Annotated in this window: 15 protein-coding genes; 6 read left to right on the plus strand and 9 right to left on the minus strand. The window is 47.0% G+C overall.

Going from position 1 to position 15,953, the window contains the following annotated elements:
* The first annotated feature begins 67 nt into the window (after nt 1-67).
* Together LFX25_RS14030 and LFX25_RS14035 are read left to right on the plus strand one after the other, a co-directional pair.
* Nucleotides 68-346 (plus strand): GNAT family N-acetyltransferase, encoded by a 279-nt coding sequence (locus LFX25_RS14030; RefSeq protein WP_238730790.1) that lies wholly within the window; start codon nt 68-70, stop codon nt 344-346.
* On the plus strand, nt 346-681 hold the full coding sequence (locus LFX25_RS14035) for a VOC family protein (protein WP_238730791.1): 336 nt from the start codon (nt 346-348) through the stop codon (nt 679-681). The genes LFX25_RS14030 and LFX25_RS14035 overlap by 1 nt, the downstream gene beginning before the upstream one ends.
* On the opposite strand, the gene LFX25_RS14040 is transcribed toward LFX25_RS14035, so the two are convergent.
* The 3 genes from LFX25_RS14040 to LFX25_RS14050 all read right to left on the minus strand — a co-directional run bounded on the left by LFX25_RS14040 (nt 678) and on the right by LFX25_RS14050 (nt 3,532).
* Entirely contained in the window at nt 678-1,916 is a 1,239-nt protein-coding gene (locus LFX25_RS14040) for a BaiN/RdsA family NAD(P)/FAD-dependent oxidoreductase (RefSeq protein WP_238730792.1), read from the minus strand. The genes LFX25_RS14035 and LFX25_RS14040 overlap by 4 nt on opposite strands.
* A 133-nt stretch (nt 1,917-2,049) precedes the next feature.
* Entirely contained in the window at nt 2,050-2,478 is a 429-nt protein-coding gene (locus LFX25_RS14045) for a DoxX family protein (protein WP_406600503.1), read from the minus strand.
* Nucleotides 2,479-2,647: 169 nt separating this feature from the next.
* Nucleotides 2,648-3,532 (minus strand): pirin family protein, encoded by an 885-nt coding sequence (locus LFX25_RS14050; RefSeq protein WP_238730793.1) that lies wholly within the window; start codon nt 3,530-3,532, stop codon nt 2,648-2,650.
* A gap of 70 nt (nt 3,533-3,602) precedes the next feature.
* On the opposite strand from LFX25_RS14050, the gene LFX25_RS14055 reads away from it, so the two are divergent.
* On the plus strand, nt 3,603-4,076 hold the full coding sequence (locus tag LFX25_RS14055; RefSeq protein ID WP_238730794.1) for an LIC13081 family protein: 474 nt from the start codon (nt 3,603-3,605) through the stop codon (nt 4,074-4,076).
* Nucleotides 4,077-4,143: 67 nt separating this feature from the next.
* Nucleotides 4,144-5,832: a GAF domain-containing hybrid sensor histidine kinase/response regulator gene (locus LFX25_RS14060; RefSeq protein WP_238730795.1), complete on the plus strand. Its 1,689-nt coding sequence runs from the start codon at nt 4,144-4,146 to the stop codon at nt 5,830-5,832.
* 92 nt (nt 5,833-5,924) lie between these two features.
* On the opposite strand, the gene LFX25_RS14065 is transcribed toward LFX25_RS14060, so the two are convergent.
* Genes LFX25_RS14065 through ilvB form a run of 4 tightly spaced genes read right to left on the minus strand, consistent with a single transcriptional unit; the run spans nt 5,925 to nt 9,855 of the window.
* Nucleotides 5,925-6,524 (minus strand): anthranilate synthase component II, encoded by a 600-nt coding sequence (locus tag LFX25_RS14065; RefSeq protein ID WP_238730796.1) that lies wholly within the window; start codon nt 6,522-6,524, stop codon nt 5,925-5,927.
* The gene (locus LFX25_RS14070; protein ID WP_255717824.1) at nt 6,521-7,903 is read right to left on the minus strand and encodes an anthranilate synthase component I family protein; all 1,383 of its coding nucleotides are present in this window, start codon (nt 7,901-7,903) and stop codon (nt 6,521-6,523) included. Before LFX25_RS14070 ends, LFX25_RS14065 begins: the two co-directional genes overlap by 4 nt.
* Nucleotides 7,809-8,147, minus strand: coding sequence for a hypothetical protein (locus LFX25_RS14075; RefSeq protein WP_238730798.1), 339 nt, complete (start codon nt 8,145-8,147; stop codon nt 7,809-7,811). The genes LFX25_RS14070 and LFX25_RS14075 overlap by 95 nt, the downstream gene beginning before the upstream one ends.
* Nucleotides 8,148-8,172: 25 nt before the next feature.
* Nucleotides 8,173-9,855 (minus strand): biosynthetic-type acetolactate synthase large subunit, encoded by a 1,683-nt coding sequence (ilvB, locus tag LFX25_RS14080; RefSeq protein WP_238730799.1) that lies wholly within the window; start codon nt 9,853-9,855, stop codon nt 8,173-8,175.
* A 478-nt stretch (nt 9,856-10,333) separates the two neighbouring features.
* On the opposite strand from ilvB, the gene tpx reads away from it, so the two are divergent.
* Complete coding sequence (gene tpx / locus LFX25_RS14085) at nt 10,334-10,849, plus strand: thiol peroxidase (RefSeq protein ID WP_238730800.1); 516 nt, start codon at nt 10,334-10,336, stop codon at nt 10,847-10,849.
* A gap of 10 nt (nt 10,850-10,859) precedes the next feature.
* Here tpx and LFX25_RS14090 read toward each other — a convergent pair whose 3' ends face one another.
* Both LFX25_RS14090 and LFX25_RS14095 read right to left on the minus strand, forming a co-directional pair.
* A complete protein-coding gene (locus tag LFX25_RS14090; RefSeq protein WP_238730801.1) occupies nt 10,860-11,960 on the minus strand; it encodes a zinc-dependent alcohol dehydrogenase in 1,101 nt (366 codons plus the stop codon).
* A 184-nt stretch (nt 11,961-12,144) separates the two neighbouring features.
* A complete protein-coding gene (locus tag LFX25_RS14095; RefSeq protein ID WP_238730802.1) occupies nt 12,145-13,626 on the minus strand; it encodes an aldehyde dehydrogenase family protein in 1,482 nt (493 codons plus the stop codon).
* Nucleotides 13,627-14,153: 527 nt separating this feature from the next.
* Here LFX25_RS14095 and LFX25_RS14100 point away from each other — a divergent pair.
* Entirely contained in the window at nt 14,154-15,680 is a 1,527-nt protein-coding gene (locus tag LFX25_RS14100) for an HDOD domain-containing protein (RefSeq protein WP_238730803.1), read from the plus strand.
* The last annotated feature ends 273 nt before the right edge of the window (nt 15,681-15,953 follow it).

Here is a 15,953-nt window from a genome sequence, read left to right on the forward strand (position 1 = left end):
CACGCGGATGGAAAGACAAAATTCTCTTTCGGCTTGATGAATTCTTCTCCGATCTTAAAGTTGAGGAATGAATCCAGAAGTCGTTCACTCCGAATCGGAATCGAAATTTTACGCACAAGTAGACGGATACGAATCCCATCTGTTTTATCGGGAAGAAGGAAACGAAGTGTGGAATCTTCTTTCGACTTACGTTCCGCCGGAACATAGAGGTAAGGGCCTCGCCGCAGATCTCGTCCGAACTGCTTTGGACAAAGCGCGTTCCTTGAATAAAAAGATCATTCCGAGCTGTTCTTACGTTGTGACCTTTTTAAACCGAAATCCGAATTATAAGGACCTCGTCGCCTAATGCTGCATCATATCGCGATCGGATCTCCGCATCCGGATTCTCTCGTTTCGTTTTACGAATCCTTGCCGGGTCTTACGAAATCGAAGGAAAACCGCAATCCTGACGGTTCGTTGCGCTCGGTTTGGTTTCAATCCGGGGAAATCATTCTCATGCTGGAAATCGATCTGAAGGTGCAAGGCCCGAAAGCCCTCATTTTTTCCGCGGCCGTTCTGAAGCCGGAAGATCTGAAACGACTTCCCCAATGGATTCAAGAAACGGAATATACGAAATACTTTAAAGATCCTGACGGGAATCTTCTGGGCTATTCTTCTTATCCGAACCCTTGGCCGTTCTAAAAACTTTCCGAAATTCCGCGCGCGGCGATGTAAGAAGTCGTCCACGCGTTTTGAAAATTAAATCCGCCCGTAACCCCGTCCACGTCCAAAACCTCTCCGGCAAAGTAAACTCCGGGGACGACCTTGCTTTCCATCGTTTTGAAGTTCACTTCTTTGCGGCTTACGCCTCCGCAGGTTACGAACTCGTCCTTAAATTCTCCCTTCCCGGAGATCCTGAATCGTGCGTCCGTGAGTTCTTCGGTGATCGCGTGCAAATCCCTGGAAGACAACCCTGACCATTTCTTCGAGAAATCTATAGAATGAATTTCTAATATTCTTTCCCAGTATCTTCTCGGGATTCCTAGAACGGGCGTGTTGACGATCGATTTAGAAGGATGCAATTCCTTTTCCTTCTCGATCTTTTTGCGGACCTCGTCCTTTTTCATACCAGGTATAAAATTGATCTTTAAGATCGTATCGTATTCTTTCTGAAAAAGTTCCCGAGCGCCTTTTGCGGATAGTTTCAAAATCGCGGGTCCGCTCAATCCCCAATGCGTGATGAGCGTCGGCCCGATCTGGGAATATCCGAATTCGACGAGAGAACATTCCGTCTGCTCGAAGGAAAGACCGGATAAATTCTCCAGACGGGAATCGGAAATCTTAAACGTAAACAACGACGGAACCGGTTCCAAAATCGTATGGCCCATGGCCTGCAACCAACCCCACGCCTTTCTCCCCGAACCGGTCGCAAAAAGAACTTTATCGAATTCTAATATTTCTCCGTTCTTAAACTTGATTTGAAAACGACCCTCGTCCGTCGGAGTGACGGAGTGAATTTCGGTCGTCGTTTTGAGTTTAACTCCAACCTTCTTTGCTTCCTGAAAAAGCGTCTGTAAAATCGTTTCGGAAGAATCCGTGATCGGGAACATTCTCCCGTCGGCCTCGGTTTTTAATGCGACACCGCGCTCCTCATACCACCGGATCGTGTCTTTCGGTCCGAAAGTTTCAAAGGCCCAGCGAAGCTCCCGTTCCCCTCTCGGGTAATTCTTACTGAGAGTTTCCGGATCGAGACAATGGTGCGTAACGTTACATCTTCCGCCCCCGGAGATCTTCACTTTGGAAAGAAATTGTTTTCCTTTTTCCAAAAGCGTGACGCTACAAGTTCCCTCGGAAGCGATCTGAATCGCGCCGAAAAATCCGGCGGCTCCCCCTCCGATCACCGCGACTTTATGTTTTTCATTTGTATGGTCGGTCATGTAGAAAATTTATCGGAATAGCAGGAATAAAACCCGTTCTCATTCCATACAAAATCGGGCGCCGGAATTTGCACTCCGTTATTCGTTAGGGAAGATTGGAGAGATTTGCTCTCCAATCTAGATTAGATTTTTATTATACGCTTTTGTGCGTTTCAATATAGTAATCGGCCGAGATTCTTCCCGAACCATATAAGGAAAAGTGAAAAAGTAAGAGAAGAATCATCGCCGCATACGGAAGATTCGATCCCGGAGCCATAAAACCTTCTTTACCGTGAATGAATAAAACCGCACCGATCAACACGGGCACTTGAAGGATCGCGGCAAAGCGGGTCAACAATCCGGATAGGAGAAGAATTCCTCCGCAAATATGCGCGATTACGATATAATGCGCAAGCAGCGCGGACGCCATGGGAGCATTGTTCATCTCCATCAAACGAATCAGCGCGTCCGTATCGTATAGGAACTCCAGACCTTTATAGATTAAAATTCCGCCGAGATAGATCCGCAGGAAGTCGACCAACCAATCCCGATGCTCTTGCAGCCAATGGTTCAAGCGATCCATAGCGTACCTCCAGATTTTTAGGTTTGCAAAATTCATCTTACCCCTTTCCGAAACTTTTGCAAGGGGAGAATCCGCCGAAAATCCCTAAAAACCGAACCGCAAATCCGGAGCCGAAACCTCGTTAAGAATGTTTCCGTTTAACGGATTTACGGTTTAATCCGACATCGTTTTACGAATGGATCGCGCCCATCTTACCCGCTTGAAAATCGTGGAAAGCTTGATAGATCTCCTCTTGTGTGTTCATCACGAAAGGGCCGTATCTCGCCACGGGTTCCTCAACCGGTTCTCCTCCGATCAAAAGAAGTTCCCATTCTTTCGAGGCGTTTTCCGGCAGCGAAAATCGAACGTCGCCTTCGTTTCGTTCGAACCAAACCATGTCCCCTTCGCGGACGTTCTGCGTTCCTTCTTCCGTATGAAGAACTCCGTCGCCCGAAAAAGGATATGCGAATACGTTGTACGAATTCGGAACGGGAATCGTAACATCCGCTCCCGGCGATAAACGAAGATGATAGTAAAGGATCGGAATTTTCGTTTCGATCACGGCTTTGGTGCCCAAAACTTCTCCCGCAATGACTTTGACTTTCGTTTTTCCGTCGGACGTTTGAACGACAGGAATTCTTTCCGAAGGCGTATCCTGATATCTCGGATCGCTCATTTTTTTTGCGGAAGGAAGATTGACCCAAAGCTGAAAGCCGTGCATCGTTCCTCCGTTCCTTTGAAATTCGTCGGAAGGCATTTCGGAATGCACCAAACCCGAACCCGCGGTCATCCATTGAACGTCTCCGGATTTTAATTTTCCGTAATTTCCCCAAGAATCGCGGTGTTCCATTTCACCAGTCAATAAATAAGTGACCGTTTCGAACCCTCTGTGCGGATGTTCCGGAGCGCCGATCGCTTTTCCGGGTTTGTACTCCACGGGTCCCATTTCGTCTAATAACAAAAAGGGATCGAGCTGAATCAGATCCTGAACGGGGAAAGGTCTTCGAACCGGAAAACCTCCTCCTTCAATCGTTCTCAGCGAAGGTCTGATCGTTTTTATTTTTCTCAGATTCATAGTTCAAGCGCTCCTCTCGCTTTCTGGTCATGGTGCAAATTCTTTTTCGAAACGGATAACGGCAGGTTCCATGATAACAACTACTGTAACTTTTTTAGTTTCATATTCTTTAGACGATGCTTTTCGTTTTGTGGCCGATTTTAGAAATTTAGTTCATTGGGTCGACGGAATCTGCGGAGTTTCCCCGATGCCGTCCAACAACGGAACACAGCTGCCGACGTACGAATTACTCTATTCTTTCGGGCCGTTCAAACTCAAGGCGAATTATTTCGCAAAAGAATGGATTCCGAATTCGAGACTGGTCATGGAAACGAACCATCCGTTTTTAGAGCAGAGGGACATTTATACGTTCCAGTCTTCCAAGAGCGGAACAAAAATAACGTTCACCAATCATTCTAAATTGAAATTTCCGTACAGCGCCGGAGAGCGGATTTTAAATTCGGGAATTCGAGGAAGAATCTGCAGGGAAATGCGGCAGTTACAGAATTGTCTGTACGAAAACGGATACGGCTCTCCCAGACATTTTCAGGTGATCCGAATTTAGAAGTTCGTATTAAATTCCTCTTGCCTAATTTTATTTTTTTTAAAGAAAATGTTTCCGGTTTCCTATTGTGAGCATTTCGGAAGAACAATTTTTACCCGTTCCGGATAACGAAAACGAACGGCTTAAATCTTTGGATTCGTATCAGATCGTGGACACGGCTCCGGAGGAAAAATTCGATTCTCTTACGCAAATCGCGGCTTTTATCTGTAATTCTTCCACCGCGCTGATCTCCCTGATCGATGTGAATCGTCAGTGGTTTAAAGCGAAAGTAGGAATGACCGACTCCGAAACTCCGCGAAGTTTTTCCTTTTGTCAGTATGCGATTCTTCAGGACGATATTTTCGAAATCGAAGACGCGAAACAAGACGCCCGTTTTAAGAATAATCCATTGGTTTTAGGCCCCCCGTTCATCCGTTTTTATGCGGGCGCTCCTTTGAAAACCCCGGACGGATTCAACATAGGAACGTTGTGCGTCCTCGATCAAAATCCGAAACGGCTCGACGAAAAACAAAAAATCATTTTGAAGGTCCTGTCCAATCAGGTGATCGCAAACTTCGAGCTGATCAAAAAGAACCGCGAACTGATTCTCATCCGTACAAAGGAGGAAGAGCTGCAGAATTCCAAAAGCCAATTTTTCGCGAATATGAGTCACGAAATAAGAACGCCGATCCACGGAATTCTCGGAGTCGCCGGACTTTTGGCCGAAACGGATCTGCATCCGGAGCAAAAAGAATACGTCGACACGATCCGCAGAAGCGGAGGCCTTCTCTTGGGGCTGCTCAACGACATATTAGATTTTTCTAAATTAGAATCCGCTCACATGAAAATCGAAATCGTTGCGTTCGACCTGATGGCGCTTTTAAAGGACGTATACTCCCTGTTCGAAGCGGATACGAAAAAGAAAAACCTGGAATTCAGATTGGTCACGGAAAGAACCACGCCGCTCACGGTTTCGACCGACCCGAATCGTCTCCGGCAAATTCTGGTCAATCTGATCTCCAATGCCTTTAAGTTTACGGAAAAAGGAAGCGTTTCGATGGAATTCGAATCGTACATTATCGGAGAGGAATGCGACGTGAAAATCCGAGTCCGCGATACGGGAATCGGAATTCCCAAACTCAAACTCAACGAACTCTTTCAAGCATATACGCAAGCGGATACGTCCGTATCGAGAAAATACGGAGGAACCGGTCTCGGACTCGCGATCAGCAAAAATCTCGCGGAGATGATGGGTCTCGAATTGACCGCGGAAAGCATCGTCAACAGAGGGAGCGTGTTCGAAATTTCGGGAAGAATTCCGCTTGCCGAAAAATCGGAAATCGACTTCGAACCGAAATCGATTTCCGATAACGCGAACGGAAAACCTCAGCAAACGGATCTGAAAATTCTTGTAGCGGAGGACAACGAGATCAATCAGATGCTGATCCGAAAGGTTCTCGAAAAACTCGGATACGAACCCGTAATCGTTCCGAACGGAATCGAGGCGCTTCATCACATCGAAACGATGCGGACGGATATCTTGTTCTTGGATATTCAAATGCCGGAGTTGAGCGGAATCGACACCGCAAAAATCCTCACTCAACACACAAACCAATCCCTTCGTCCTTATATCATCGCAATGACGGCTAACGCGGATCAATCGGATCGGGACAAATGTATGGCAGCCGGAATGGACGACTTTATCAGCAAACCATTCCGCAAAGAAGAGATCGCCGACATACTCAACCGTTTTATTTCGGACCGAAATTCGGAATAGAACGCACGAAAATAAAATGGCGTTGCCTCTCCGCGGCCGGGCTCTCGGCAAACTCAGCAATTCTCCCTATGAATCGAAATACAGTTCGAAATTTATCCCAAAAAGTTCTCGATCATAATTCTCCCGCCTTCGGTCGCGAAGGATTCCGGATGAAACTGCACGCCTTCTATGGGAAGCGTTTTGTGTCTGATTCCCATCAAGGAAGAATTCTCCGATTCGACGAACGCGGAAATTTCCAAACAATCCGGCAAAGACTCGGGAACTCCTTCCAAAGAATGGTAACGCATCACACGGATCGCATCGGGAATACCTCTAAAAATTCCAAGCCGATCGTGCGTGATCTCGGACGTTTTTCCATGAAACGGAATTTTCGATCTCCGCAGACGACCCCCGAAAGAAGTGACGATCCCCTGCATACCGAGACAAACGCCGAAGATCTTAATATAAGGATTTCTTAATCTAAGAATCGATTCGGAAACCCCGAAATATTCCGGATCCTCCGGATGACCCGGCCCCGGGGAAAGAAGAATGTGGGTAGGATTCAAGGAAAGAATCTCACGCAGATCCGTTTGATCCTGTCTGAAAATCGACAAAGAGAATCGTTCCCCGGATGTTTGCAAACAATCCTCCAGAAGATGAACGAGATTGTACGTAAAAGAATCGTAATGATCGACGACGATGCAGTTTTTCATGCGGTAAATTCCTCCATGGATCGGTTCACTGCCTTCAATTTATTTAGAATTTCTTGATATTCTAATTCTTCCAGAGAATCCAAAACGATGCCGGAGGCGGCTCTCGAATACGCGGAGTTTCCCGATCGGAACAGACTTCGGATTAAAATGCAGAATTGAGAACTTCCGTCCAAAGAGAAATAGCCGAGAACGCCTCCGTACAAACCCCGATCGTCTCCTTCGGTTTTGGCAATCAGCTTGATCGATTCCACTTTGGGAGCGCCCGTAAGAGTTCCCGCGGGAAACACTGATTCCAAACCGCTGAAAGAGTCCTCGTCCTTCCTCATAATTCCGGAAACTTCGCTCGTGATATGCTGAACGTACGCGAACTTTAAGATCTCGAATTCCTTTTTGACTCGTACGGTCCCCTTTTCACAAACCCGGCTGAGATCGTTCCGATGCAGATCGATCAGCATCGAATGTTCCGCGATTTCCTTTTTGTCGCTTAATAATTTCCGCGCAAGAATCCTATCCTCTTCCGGAGTCGCGCCCCTCGGATACGTTCCCGCAAGAGGATATGTTTCCGCGATCCGATCCTTATGAGAAAACAAAAGCTCGGGACTCGAACCGAAGGTTTCGATCTCGTCGTCCTTGTAAAAGAAAAGATAAGGGGACGGATTTCCCTTCTTTAAATTTCCGTATATCGGAACGAGACTTCCCTCAATTTCAAATCGTTCTTCGAAACCGATCTGACATTGAAACGTGTTGCCTGCGAGAATCTCTTCCTTCGTTTTCAGAAAAAGATCCGTATATTCTTCCTTTGTTTTGGAAAATCCGAGGGATCGGACTTTCGTATCGCGCGGAATGGTATCGCTCGAATCGAGAAGAGAGGCAAGTTCTTCGATCCGGTTCCGCGTATAATAAAAATACTCGGACGATCCGGTCAGATGATCGATTACGATTCCATCCAAGTACAAACCGAAAGAAAAAAGAGGGTAACCTTTCCGCGGATTCAAAGCGGTTACCGGTTCAAAGAGCGAAGCCGAATCGTAACCGAGACAACCAACGAGACCGCCCGTGTAACGTTTGCAGTTTTTTTTCGGAGGAAAAATTTCTTGGAGTGTTCGGTAAGGATTCAAAACGAAGAAGGTTTCTCCGTCGAGGACGAGCTTTCCGGGATAACCGCGGAATTGGACGAAAGGCGAAAAGCCGAGAATCGAATAACGGTAGTTATCCGGATATCCCGGATGGCTCTCCAACAGGAAACATCCGGGATACTTTTTTGTTAAGCGAAATAGAAATGTTTCAGTTTCCTCCTCCCGCAGCGGAAACGGTAAACTCTTCGGCTTTTCCGGGAGAGAGTTCAGGGATTGTTTCAGATTCGAAATCCGATTCGACATAGTGGACTCCTGTGATTTCCGGAATACTCCGGAACAAGTTCAGTATTTTTTCCGGTTCCCCGGTATGAATGACGATAGCGATCCTTTGTGTTTTGTTCTCCGTGTCGCGCCAGAGGCGCCAATCCTTCCAATCGATCGATTTGCGGGATAAAATTCCGATCAGACGTAAAATTGCGCCCGCGCCTTCTTCGGACGCGATCTCGTATGAATAACTTCTTTCCTCTTTTGCGGGTTGGATAAACATGATATTTCTCCTATATTCTAATATTTTAATGAATCATTTCTCGATTCGGCTTTCCGGGCGGAACCATCGGCAATACGTGCAGTTCGGGCGCAACCCTCAGCGTCACAAAAGAAGGTCCTTTTCGGTTCAACGCCTCTTCCAGAACTTCCGAAACGGAGTCTTCTTCCCTTAGCTCGAAAGAAGGGATTCCGAAAGAAGATGCAATTTTCGTAAAGTTTGTGGGAAGAGCGAATTTCGACGCGGAGAATCGGGACGAAAAGAACAGTTCCTGCTGTTGTCTTACGAGTCCTAAATGTCCGTTGTTCATCAAAAGTACGGTCACGTCCAAATCGAGTTCGCGGAGAGTATCCAATTCCTGAACGTTCATCAAGATCGATCCGTCTCCAGAAATGCAAACGATTCGTTTGTCCGGCGAAACAAGCGCAGCTCCGATCGCCGTCGGCAATCCGAATCCCATCGTTCCCAAACCGCCCGAAGTCAAAAGAGAACCCTGCGTTCGAAACGGATAATACTGAGCCGCCCACATCTGATGTTGACCCACGTCTGTCGTGACGATCGCACGGTCCTCTAAAATTTCCGCGACGCGTCGAATGATCGCGAACGGATGCAACATTTCTTTTTTTTCGGGCATCGGAAACGCGTATAACGTCTTCAGAGTTCGAACTCGATCCAGCCATTCTTCCTTTGCCGAATGTGCTTCCGCGAACGTTTCGTTCAACATCTGTTTGAGAAAATCTCCGATATCGTGTCTGAGGAAAAGATTCGGATTCTTTAATTTACCGATTTCGGTCGCGTCTATGTCCACGTGAACGATCTTTGCGCTCGGACAAAACTCGTTCAGTTTTCCGGTCGCGCGATCGTCGAAACGAACTCCGAGCGCGACCAATAGATCGGTTTCTTCCAGGACGAGATTGGTAGCGCGCGAACCGTGCATTCCTAGCATTCCCAAAAAACGAGGATGATCGTCGCGACAAATTCCCAAACCCATCAATGTGGAAACCGTGGGAAAGCCGAGTTTTTCGTGAAGTTTCCGGAACGACTCCGCGGACTCCGGACGATTCAAACCGCCCCCGATATAAAATACGGGACGTTCGGACTCCGACAGCAAATCCTTGAAACGTTCGATCCAATCCGCGCCGATCTTCACAGAAAATTCATCTTTTTGAATATTCCATAATTCTTTTTCTTTTTGTTCGTTCCATTCGATTCTTGCGGAAGCGACGTCTTTGGGAACGTCGATCCAAACCGGGCCCGGACGTCCTTCGATCGAAGTCTTCCAGGCTTGCGGAAGAATGCGGATCAGATCCTCGACGTCTTTTACGAGATAACTTCTTTTTGTGATGGGAACGGACAGACTGAGAGTATCGATTTCCTGAAAGGCGTCCGTGCCGATCATCGAAACCGGAACCTGGCCGGTGATGGCGATCAAAGGAATGGAATCCATCTTAGCATCGGCGACCGCCGTGATCAGATTCGTAACGCCCGGCCCGGAAGAGGCGATGCAAACCGCGGGTTTTCCGGAAGCCCTCGCCATTCCGCCTGCGATAAATCCCGCTCCTTGTTCGTGTCTGGCAAGAATATGGCGGATCTTACTTCCGTGTAACGCGTCGTAGATGGGAAGACTCGCGCCTCCCGGAATTCCGGCGACGACTTCGATTCCTGCGTATTCTAAAAATCGAACGATGAGTTCCGCTCCGTTTAAATTCATATCTCGGTCCCTTCTTCCGTAAACTTTTGATTTCGTTCTCAAGTTCATTCAACGAGCGCCTTAAAATAAAAAAGCCTCCCCCGGCTTTACACCGGAGGAGGCTTTTCTTAGGATTGCGCCTGAAGTAAATCTCTACAGCGTAAAGCGGGGTCCCGGTGGCCAGACGACCACCACAAGCACGAGCCACACCATTACGGTGACGAGAGTATCTTGTGTTGTTACGCGATTGAGATTCATAAAATTGAGTTCTGCCGCCAACTTATCCGAATGTTATTTTCGTTAGCAAGCGCTTTTTTAAACCGATCTATAAAATAAAGAGCATTCTCCATTTTACTTTCAAATTTGAATTCTATTTCTTTCTTTTTTGCGTTCCCTTCCACAGACATTCGATGGAAATCCTGCTTTCTAAACTTCCTTCTTCCGTTAGAATTGGTTCTTCTCATATATTCTCGAAATTGAATGGATTAGGAAAACTCAAATGGCACAAGTCACTCTCAAAGGCAATCCGGTTCCGCTGGAAGGAAAGATTCCTTCTCCCGGTGAAAAGGCTCCCGACTTCAAAGCGATCAAACAAGATCTTTCCGAGTTTGGTCTCAAAGACTACGCGGGGAAAGTGAAAATTCTCGTGGCGGTTCCGAGCCTGGACACTTCGGTCTGTGCGATCGAAACCAAGGTCTTCAACGAAAAAGCGGCCGGACTTTCGGACGTCGCGACCCTCATCATTTCCGGAGATCTTCCGTTTGCGATGAAACGTTTTTGTTCCACCGAAGGAATCAATTCTCCGAACCTCGTGACAGGATCGCAGTATCGCGACTTTTCCTTTTCCAAAGCGTACGGAACTCATATCGCCGACGGGCCTCTGAAAGGACTTTCCGCGAGGGCCGTGTTCGTCGTGGATAAATCGGATACGGTGCGTTATGTGGAGCTTGTTCCCGAGATCGGTTCCGAACCGAATTACGCGGCCGCTCTTGCGGCAGCCAACGCTGCGCTTTAAAAATCGAATCTCAAAACCGTCTCTCGATTACGACCTTGGGTCCGAAATCCATCAGAGCTTCCGGAGCTTCTTCCCAGGAAGAAGTCAAGGTCGTAATCTTGTGGGGACAGAAATGCGGATTTTCCGTCAAAGGAAGTAAATCGTGCAAACACGGTTGAACGTTAACCCTTCCGGTGGAAAACGTAATTCCTCTTCCGTACATTTCCAACAAAGGAATCGAAGTCTTCTTACTGTAGTAAATTCCCACACTCGTACAATGACCTCCCGGCAAAAGGGATCGGAGAGCGAACGCAAGTCCGTCCTCATTCGCGCTCGCATCCACGGTAATCGGATATTGAATCACAGGTTCGGGATATTTTTTAGTGAGGACCGAGGCTCCTAACTCCGAAGCGATTCTGATTCTCTGCGGTTCATCGTCGACATAGGTTACGGGCGAACCCATCGCAAGGGCGATCATGACGGAATAAAGACCGACACTTTTGGCTCCGCCGCCCACGACTAAAACGGGACTTCCCGGATTTCGTTTTAAAAAAGGCGCAACGGTTCTATAACCGTCCGGAATATTATCGCTCATACTCGCGGCATCGGCGGGAGAAAGCGACTTCGGCAAAGGAATCAGCATATAATCGGCAAACGGAACTCGAACCAGATCCGAAAAGGCTCCACCCCATTTTTTTCCTCCAAGATCTCCGAAACCGTACATCGATCTCGCCGGAACCCCGGTGCAGCTATTGGTCAAACCTTGTCTGCATCGATCGCATTTTCCGCAGGCGATCTGAAACGCGACGATCACACGATCTCCTTCTTTTACGTTCTTCACCTTGTCCCCGACTTGTTTTACTTGAGCGACGAATTCGTGTCCGAACGCATATGGACCGCGAAACGGCGCTTTTCCTAAAGCGGTGTTGGAAATCAGACCGTGCGCGTGATTTCGTATCCAATGAAGAAGTTTTCCTCGAAACGGCGCCTCGCCTTGCAAAATCGCCAGATCCAAATCGCATCTCGCGACCGCAAGCGGTTCCACCAAAGCGTCGTCGTCGCTTTCCAACCGAGGTTCCGGAACATCCCACCATTCCAATATGCCGGGGCGAATAAACGTAAGTTGTCGCATTCGAATTCTCCATAGACCAACAAGTCTATCCAAACTAAAAACGAACAGACAAGTCTGTCTATATTTAAATTCCGAAATGCACAAAAAAATCCTTTGAAGTTTAGGCGTTGTCGCCTACCTCAAAGGATTTTCATAAACCGCCGGCTTCCGAATGCGGTAAGCCGGAAGAATTTTTCCTATCGACTCAAACGAGAAACTTCTTTGTCAAAGAGACGAGGCGTTTTACGAAATTCGTGTAAGGCGGATACATCAGATCGATCGAACTCAAAGCGGCCTGACGCAGAACGGAACGTTCGTGCGAGAATGCTTTAAAACCGAAGTATCCGTGATAACTTCCGTGACCGGAATGATTCACACCGCCGAACGGAAGGTTCGGATTCACCAAGTGAAGAATCACGTCGTTGACCGCAACTCCTCCCGAGGAAGTCTCCTTGAGAATCTTTTTGATCGCGCGTTCCTTTTTACCGAATACGTAAAGAGCGAGCGGTTTCGGTTTGGAGTTGATCTTAGCGATCGCGTCGTCGAGATCCGTATATGGAATCATCGGAAGAACGGGTCCGAAGATTTCATCTTCCATAATATTCGAATTTTCTGGTACGTTGCTGAGGAGTGTCGGTTCGATGTAGTTTTGAGAAGCGTCCGTGTCTCCTCCCATCTCGATCTTAGCGCCTTTTTCCACGGCTTCGTGAATGTAACCGGAAACGCGGTTGAAGTTGCGATCGTTGATGATTCTACAAAAATCGGGATTCTCCTTAAGAGATTTGCCGTCCTTAGTATAGAATTGTTTTACGACCGCTTTTGCTTCTTCCACAAACGGTTTGATCATGTCGTTCGGAATAAGAAGATAATCGGGAGCCACACAGGTTTGTCCCGCATTCAACACTTTTCCCCAAACGAGTTTTTTAGCCGCCTTTTTGAGATCTGCGCTTCGATCGATAACCGCAGGCGACTTACCGCCTAATTCGAGAGTCACCGTCGTTAAGTGTTTGGCCGCCGCGGCCATTACGATCTTACCGACTTGGGTGCTTCCCGTAAAAAAGATATGATCCAGAGGAAGTTCCATCAACGCGCCTGAAACCTGATAGTCTCCCGGAAACACGGCGACTTCTTCTTTTGGAAATACTTCGCTGATGATCTTTTGCGTGATCTCGGTCGTCGCGGGAGTAAACTCGGACGGTTTAATGAGAACCGTATTCCCCGCAGCGATCGCAGCCGCAAGAGGAGCAAACGTGAGATAGAACGGATAGTTCCAAGGTCCGATGATCAACACCACTCCGCGCGGTTCATAGATCATCTGGCTCTTCGCCCCGAAAAGAGTCATCGGAGTTTTTACTCCCACCGGTTTCATCCATCTACGTACGTGTTTGATCGCGTCGTTGACTTCGGAGATCGAAGGCATGATTTCGGAAATGTCGACTTCCCTTTCGTTTTTGCGGAAGTCCGCGTTCACAGCCTTTTCGATTTCGGGCGTGTATTTATTGATCGCGTCTCTGAGCCTTTTTAAACGCTGAATCCGCTGACTTGCGGTGGTGAGTTTCATCACCTTATGGAAATGTTCTTTTTGAAGCTTGAACACACGTTCAATCTCGGCCTTATCGACGGGCGGGTAATTGGGAGTCTGTTGAGAATTCGGCGTTTTTACCGGAGATTCCTGTAAAGTTGGCATCGGAAGCGGCTCCTTAGATCTAGTTCTGGGATTGAAATTCGGGAATAAACCCGATTAGGCGGCCCCATTCTATCATCGCGGAATCGGAAAGCAATTCTTTTTATAGGCGTTTCAGTCCCTATTCCTTAAGTAGACCGTTTGGATCGGATAACCGTTCCAAGGGATGAAATAAGTCCCAAGTTTCCCGGAGCGTTTTCCGCTAGGAAAAATCGAACGGAATTTCGGCGATTTTCACATACGTTAGACGTTACGGCCGCCCAACAACGCAACTTATATTATAAGTTGCGACTTCGCATTAACGGATTTGCGATGCCGATCGCAACCAAGGGAGAATTGTATGCGCCGGCGAGGATTCAGTTTAAGAACGAAAAGGAAATGAGACGGAATAAAATTCAAATTCCTTAACAAAGATTTCTTTCATGAATCATAAAAACGGAATAGAATTAGGAAATATTTTTCCAGGAATTTCCATGCGGGATTTCCGATGACTTGACAAGAAAAGAACGCACACGGAAGAATCAAACTATATGAGTCAGAGCAAGGCGTTAGAACTGCATCATCACCGAGACTTAAATCTTTACAGCAATCTTAAGGATTTAAACCATCCCGTTCTTGAAAATTCTCCCGTTCATTACAGATTTCATAACCTTACGGAAAATGTGGACTCCATCATCAGCAGAACTCTGGACCGTTATCTGCTTCAACTCGACATCATTTACGTTCGTGATTCCGTTTTCGCCGCTCTGAAAGAAACGATCGCCAACTCGATCAAAGCGAACATCAAACGAATTTATTTCCGCGAACTCGAAGCCGACATTCAGAATCCGGAAATCTACAAACAGAAGATTTTAGGATTCAAAAAGAAATACATCGACGAAAAGGAAAAATACGAGGAACTTCTTTTTAAGAACAATTTCGTGGTTCTCGTTTCCTTTATCCACAACAAGGACATGATCCGGATTCGGGTGATGAACAACGTCAAACTCAGTCCTACCGAGGTGGAACGGATCAATCAAAGGATCGAAAAGGCGAAACAATACAACGATCTTGCCGAAGCGTTTCTCGAAGCGGGGGACGAAACCGAAGGAGCCGGACTCGGCCTCATCATGTCGTTGATGATGCTGAAAAACGACGGACTTTCGACTTCTTCCTATAAGATCGAAAGCCAAGGAAACAACACGAGCGTCATCATCGATATTCCTTTGAACGTAACAAAGGACAATCACCAGCTTCAGAAAACGCAGGACATTCTTAAGAACATAGACGGACTTCCGACCTTTCCGAAATCGATTCAGGACATTCAGGCGATGATCGAAAGACCGAACTCTTCCATCAGCCAGATCGCCGAAGTCATCAAAAAGGACGTGGCGCTTTCCGCGAACATTCTGAAACTTGCAAACTCCGCCGCGTTTATCCGCGCGAACAAAGTGGAATCCTTGGACAGAGCGATTCAACTCATCGGACTCAAAGAACTCAGTCAGCTTTTATACTCTCTCGGAACAAAACAGATTCTGGAGGATAAGTTCCCCGCCTTTCTTTCCATCTGGGACAAATCCAATCAATGCGCGTTCTATTGTAAATTGATCGCCGCAAAGATGAATCTTCCCAAGGATACGGTCAGCAATCTGATGTCCGCCGCATTGTTACACGACATCGGGGAAATCATACTTCTTTCTTTGGAAGAAAGGACGATGAAGAGCATCGGCAAAATCTCCGCTTCCAAGGAGATCGCTTCCGCGGTTTCCATGGAAGAAGCCGCATTAGGAATCACTCATACGAAAGTGGGTTCTCTCATCGCCGAGAAATGGAACTTTCCGGATATTTACGCAAAGGCGATGGAATTCCATCACAGACCTTTGATCATCGACGAGGAATTCGCGCCGTATATCTATCCGATTTATATCGCGGACATGATGATCAAGATCAACAACGAGGAAGCGAAATACAGCGAGATTCCCGAAAAGATTCTTCAGTTTTGCAAGTTCGGAAGTTCGGGTGAATTTCATTCCTTTAGAACGAAAGCGCTCGAAAACTTTCTCGCGACCGCGAGATAAGGGAAACCGCCTCTCCGGGCAGTTCGAGAACGACGAAAAAAATCCGATTTTTTTTCGAAAAAACGCAAACGATTTCCCGGCGGTTTGTTAAAGTTGAAGCAGAATCCGTAATTTATTATATTTTAAAATTCGAATCCGTTTTCGCCGTAAATAGGCCGTCTCCCCTTAAAAGCCTATTTTCCGTCATTTATTGAAAATTTAATCCGACATCGTTTTATACCTGTTCGCTTAACAAAATACACCGTTCGGACTATTGCCCCCGTTATTCCGACA

It is taken from the genome of Leptospira sanjuanensis, assembly GCF_022267325.1.
GTDB lineage: Bacteria > Spirochaetota > Leptospiria > Leptospirales > Leptospiraceae > Leptospira > Leptospira sanjuanensis.